Source organism: Kitasatospora griseola (genome assembly GCF_014648555.1).
GTDB lineage: Bacteria > Actinomycetota > Actinomycetes > Streptomycetales > Streptomycetaceae > Kitasatospora > Kitasatospora griseola.
Map to the genome: position 1 here is coordinate 16,322 of NZ_BMRI01000038.1, position 5,570 is coordinate 21,891.

Sequence of the window (5,570 nt, forward strand, 5' to 3'; positions counted from 1 at the left end):
GCCGTCCTCGCCGGTCAGCGTGACGGTCACCCCGGCCATCCCCGGATTCAGGACCAGGTTGTACGTCCCGCTCTCGTCCACGGCGCGAACCACCCGCACCGTCACCGAGCCGTCCGCCGTGGCAGCCGGCGCCGAGACCGCCGGGCCGGTGGCGATCCCTGCCGCCAGCAGAGCGGCCAGCGCGGCAGGACGCCGGTAACCGCTTCTCTTGTGTTGCACGTTCTCCCCTCCTGTGGTCGGCGCCCACTCCCCCGAGGAGACGCACGATGTGACGGAAGGTTAGCGGCACCCGGGCGGACCACGGAACTTGGTCCTCCACTTCCGCAACGGCCTTACGAACTTTCGCGACTGACGCTTACTCAGCAGCCTGGGCGCCATGCCGGAAAGCTACCGCTCGTAGGCCCACGAACAGCACGCTCGCCACCGCCGACCCGACGAAAGGGCCCCGGGAAATTGCCCCGGGGCCCCTCGGCCGTACGTCGGTGCTCGGGCGTCAGTCGGTGCGGCGCTTCCGGGCGACGATCAGGATTCCGGTGCCGACCACCAGCAGGACCGCTCCGCCGACCACGGTCCAGGTCAGCGCGGTGTCGTCCATGCCGGTGAAGGCCAGGCCGCCCGACGGCTGCGTCGGGGCCTGGGTGGGCCTCGGCGTGGCCGGCGAGGTCGGGGCCGGGGTGGTGGGCGGCGGCGGGATCAGCTTGTTGACGGCGGTCGTGGTGACGCCGTCCTCCAAGTGCTCGTCGTCCAGCACGACCGGTCCCAGGACGGGCTGTTCGGGGGTCTGGTAGCCCTTGGGCTGGGTGACCTCCTGCCAGTAGTACGTGCCCTTGTCGACGGCGGGGGCGGTGCAGGTGCCGTCGTCGGCCGTGGTGCAGGGCTCGCCGACCTTGGTGTCCGCCTTGTCGCCGTCGGTCTGGAGGCCGTCGGTCTTGCTTGTCTCGCGCCACAGCTGGAAGACCGCGCCCGGCAGCGGCTTGCCGTCCTGGTCGTGCTTGACCAGGCGCAGCGCGCCCTGCTGCTGGCTGAACCCGAAGTCGAAGCTGTGGTCGTTCTGACCCGGGCCGCCCGTGGTGAGCGCCCGTTCGACGTAGGTGCCGCCCTTCGGGACGGTGCCGTCGGAGTCGATCAGACGGTCGTCGCCGACGTTCGCCTTCGTCGGGACCCAGTGGTACAGCGGGCCGCCCTTCGCGTAGTCCGCCGGGTTGTCCAGGCGGATCGTGTACGCGGTCTTCGGCTTGAGCCCACCAGTGACGTTGGTGTCGTCGAAGTAGTACTCACCGCGCGCGGTGGTCTTCGCCGTGCCGACCTTCTTGCCGTCGGCGTCATACAGGTTGACCGTCGCGCCCACGACCGGCTTCTGCTGCGGCAGTTGGAGGCCGGAGTGCTCCGGGTCGTACCAGACCCGGTTGCCGATCTGCAGCGGCGCCTTGTCGCAGAGCACTTCGAGGTCGGCCATCGCCGCGCCCTTGCCGAACCGCGAGTTCTCGGTGGACAGTTCGTTGCCGAAGCCCGGGTCCTGCGCACCGTTGCGGAGGGTGAACATGGTGCCGGCCGTGTACGCGTGGTTGAACACGTCGTAGCCGGAGGTGGCGATGGACGACTCCACCTTGGACAGGGCCAGGCCCGCGTAGGTGGCGTAGGCGTGCACGTCGCCGACGCGGCGGGTGTCGAAGAAGCCCTTGCCGCGGGTGGTGATCCCGCAGCCGAGGTTGACGTCCATCACGTAGGCGTCGCCGGACTTGCAGGCCTTGTTGAGATCGGCGGAGGCGATCGCGAACACGTAGTCGGCGCCCATGGTGCCGCTGGCCTGGTCGCTATAGCGGTCGCGGAAGGACAGCAGCATGGAGCCGTCCGTCTCGAAGCCGACCTCGCCGAGCTCGGGCTGGCCGTAGAACCAGCAGGCGCCGTCGGTCGGCTTGCTGTCCTTCCACGGGTACCAGTAGTAGCCGCTGCAGGTGCTCGGGGCCGCACCGCGGTAGTCCAGCGGCTGGTCGAGCACGGCGGCACTGAACTTGCCGGTGGCCGGGTCGAACGGCAGGACGATCGCCCGCAGGTCGCCGAGCTTCTGGGTGGACTGGCCGGAGCAGACGCCGCCGACGTACCCGACGCCGTCCTGCATGCCGAGGCCGAACGGCCGCCAGTCGTCCGCAGACGGACAGTTCGGCGTCGGGATCGGGTAGACGGCCTTGGGCTTCTCCACCGTCTTCGCCGTCGCGTCGTAGCGGTACAGCTTGCGGTTGTTGAGGTTGACCACGTACATGTCGCGGCTGTCCTCGGAGAGCTTCAGACCGCCCAGGCTCTCCTTGCCCGCTGCGGCAAAGAAGCCGACGTCACCGCCGGGAGTGTGGGCCGTGCTGCCCGCGTCCGGCACGGTAACGAACAGTGAAGTCGCCTTCGTCGTCGGGTCGGTGACGTAGATCGCGCCCGGTCCGCCGGGGCCGTACGGCGCGTCGCGCTTGGCCTGGGCCGAGCTGAACAGCCGCCGGTCCTCGCGGTTCCAGGCGATGCCGAAGACGTTGCCGGTGTCACCGGCGGTGCCGACGTCGGTGACGTCCTGGTTCACGCCACGGGCCTGGTACGGGAAGGTGAGCAGCGTCCGCTTGGTCGCCGGGTCGGTGACCGAGGGCTGGCAGGCCGTCGCCAGCGGGGCGTTCTGCTGGCAGTAGTCGGCCGGGTTCCACAGGCCGGTGGTGAGCGTGGCCTGCTTGCCCGCCGACAGGTCGACGAACTCCGTGCTGCTGCTCAGCTTGTCCGGCGCACCGGCCAGGCCCTCACGGGCGGCGAAGGCCGGGAACAGCACGCCCGGCTTCGGATTCACCACGTCGACGCGGTACTTGCCGCTCGCGGTCGCCTTGGCGGGCTTCAGCGTCACCGTGCCGTCGGCCGCCGTCACCGCCGTCCGCACCGCACCGTCCTCGCCGGTCAACGTCACCGTCACCCCGGCCATGCCGGGATTCAGCACCGGGCTGTACGTCCCGCTCTCGTCCACCGCGCGGACCACCCGCACCGTCACCGAACCGTCCGCCGTGGCGGCCGGCGCGGAGACGGCCGGGCCGGTGGCGATCCCTGCCGCGAGTAACGCCGCCAGCGCGGCGGAGCGTCGACAACCGCTCTTCCTGAGTTGCACGTTCCTCCCCTCCTTCTTGTCGGCGCCCGCTCCCCCCGGAGTGGGCACACGATGAGTCGGAGGTTAGCGGCGGCGGCCGGGCTTCGGAACAGCACCCTCCACTTTCCCCACAAAGGAGTAACGCGCTTTGTTGACAAGCTGACTGACGCTCCGTCAGATACCGGTTTCCACGGTTGCTCCGCGCACCTCTGCCGACACTCCGGTAACGAACACGCATCCGACCGTTGACATCGCGCCCCGGCGATTGGAAACTTTCCTAACAGTTGGCCGCGTCGGTGTCACCGGATGGAGGATGATCGGGCCCGTGACCACCCAGAAGAGTCCCCGTTCCCCGCAGGCCGGCACGCCCAGTCTGCTCCGGGCCATAAACGACCGTGCCGCGCTGGAACTGCTGCTCGCCAACGGCCCATTGTCCCGCACCCAGATCGGGAGTCTGACCGGGCTGTCGAAGCCGACCGCGTCCCAGCTGCTGGCCCGGCTGGAAGCCGCGGGCCTGGTGGTGCCGGTGGGGACGACCGCGGGCGGGCCGGGGCCCAACGCGCAGCTGTACCAGGTGAATCCGGCCGCCGGGTACGTCGCGGGGCTGGACGTGACCAGCACGACGGTGCGGGTCGCGGTGGCCGACATCACCGGGGTGACGCTGGCCGAGCACCAGGTGTCCTGCAAGGGGTGGCCGGCGGCGACGACGGTGGAGCGGGTCGCGGAGGCGGTCGCCGAGACGGTGCGCCGCGCGCAGCTCCCGGCGGGTTCGCTGCGCGAGGCGGTGATAGGGATCGGCGGCGCGCCGGACCCGGTGACCGGCAAGCTGCGGTACGCCTCGCACCTGCCGGGCTGGCACTCGCCTCGCCTGCTGGAGGAGTTGGCGACGGCGATCGGCGCGCCGGTGTCGATCGAGAACGACGTGAACCTGGCCGCGGTGGCGGAGCAGTCCGTGGGCGCGGCGGCCGGGTGCGAGGACTTCGTGCTGCTGTGGGCCGAGGAGGGCATCGGCGCGGCGATCGTGCTGGCCGGCCGGCTGCACCGCGGCTTCACCGGCGGCGCGGGCGAGGTCGGCTACATGCCGGTGCCGGGCGCGCCGGTGTCGTTGAACTCCCGCCGGAAGCACTCCGGCGGGTTCCAGGACCTGGCCGGCGAGCCGGCGGTGCTGGCGCTGGCCCGGGCGCACGGGCTGCGCGGCGCCGACGCGGCGCAGGCGGTGGCCGCGGCCCTGGACGCCCCCGAGGGGGAGGCCTTCCTGGCGGAGCTGGCCGAGCGGCTGGCGGTCGGGCTGGCGGTGATCGCCTCGGTGGTCGACCCGGAACTGGTGGTGCTCTCCGGGGGCACGCCGACCGCCGGCGGCGAGCGCCTGCGGGAGCTGGTCCAGCAGGCGCTGGGCCGGATGTCGATCCCCCGGCCGGAGGTCCGGCTGTCCGCCCTCCCCGGTTCGCCCGTCCTGGCCGGTGCGCTGCAGCGCGCGCTGGCCAGCAGCCGGGACGCCCTGTTCAGCACCCGCTGAACCGGGCAGCACACCGGCCCGACCCGTCCGAGCGGGTCCGAGCCGCACGCACGTCCGATCCGCACGTTCCCGCTCTCCCCTCACCCCGCACGGGCGCCGGGCCCCACCGGCCTGCGTCCGTACCCCCGTCAGGAGTGCCATCCGTGGACACCACCCGCAGCTCCCCACTCGTCCGCCGCCCGCTGGCCGCGCTCGCCGCCGCGCTCTGCACGGCCGTCCTGGCCTCCGCCTGCACCGGCACCAACTCCGACGGCGCGGAGGACGGTTCGGCGGCCGGACAGGACGTGACGATCACCTTCTGGCACGGCTGGAACCAGGACTCCGAGATGAAGGCGATCAACGACAACGTCGCCGCCTTCGAGAAGCTGCACCCGAACATCCACGTCAAGGTGCGGGAGAACATCTCCGACGAGAAGAGCGAGCAGGCGCTGCGGGCCGGCGGCCCGGACGCGCCGGACGTGGTGTCCTCGTTCAGCACCGACAACGTCGGCAAGTTCTGCTCCTCGCAGGTGTTCGCGGACCTCGGGCCGCTGATGAAGAAGGACAACATCGACCCGGCGAAGACCTTCCCGCAGGCGATGCTCCAGTACAGCCAGTACCAGGGCAACCAGTGCACGCTGCCGCTGCTCGGCGACGCCTACGGCCTGTACTGGAACAAGACCGCGTTCGCCCGGGCCGGGATCAGCGGCCCGCCGAAGACGTTCAGCGAATTCGCCGAGGACGCCGTCAAGTTGACGGTCCCGGACGGCGACTCGTTCAAGCAGCTCGGCTTCATGCCGAACTACCACGGCTACGAGACGCCGATCGCGCACTACCTGGGCCAGTACGGCTCCGGCTACTTCGGCCCGGACGGCCGGTCCAGCGTGGCCACCGACCCGACCGTGGCTGCCGCGCTGACCTGGCAGAAGCAACTCGTCGACCGGCTCGGCGGGTTCGAGAAGCTGGAGA

The 5,570-nt window shown here is 71.1% G+C and carries 4 protein-coding genes; 2 read left to right on the plus strand and 2 right to left on the minus strand.

The window, feature by feature from the left end; genetic code table 11:
- Positions 1–219: hypothetical protein (locus IEZ12_RS31535; RefSeq protein ID WP_189276938.1), on the minus strand; the 219-nt coding region annotated here is incomplete at its 3' end.
- Positions 220–493: 274 nt separating this feature from the next.
- Positions 494–3,127 carry a SpaA isopeptide-forming pilin-related protein gene (locus tag IEZ12_RS31540; RefSeq protein ID WP_229848393.1) on the minus strand — a complete coding sequence of 878 codons (2,634 nt, stop codon included), beginning with the start codon at positions 3,125–3,127 and terminating at the stop codon, positions 494–496.
- 304 nt (positions 3,128–3,431) lie between these two features.
- Here IEZ12_RS31540 and IEZ12_RS31545 point away from each other — a divergent pair, with 304 nt between their 5' ends.
- Positions 3,432–4,622 (plus strand): ROK family transcriptional regulator, encoded by a 1,191-nt coding sequence (locus IEZ12_RS31545; protein ID WP_373295551.1) that lies wholly within the window; start codon positions 3,432–3,434, stop codon positions 4,620–4,622.
- A gap of 143 nt (positions 4,623–4,765) precedes the next feature.
- On the plus strand, positions 4,766–5,570 hold an 805-nt coding region (locus tag IEZ12_RS39445; protein ID WP_229848394.1), incomplete at its 3' end, for an extracellular solute-binding protein.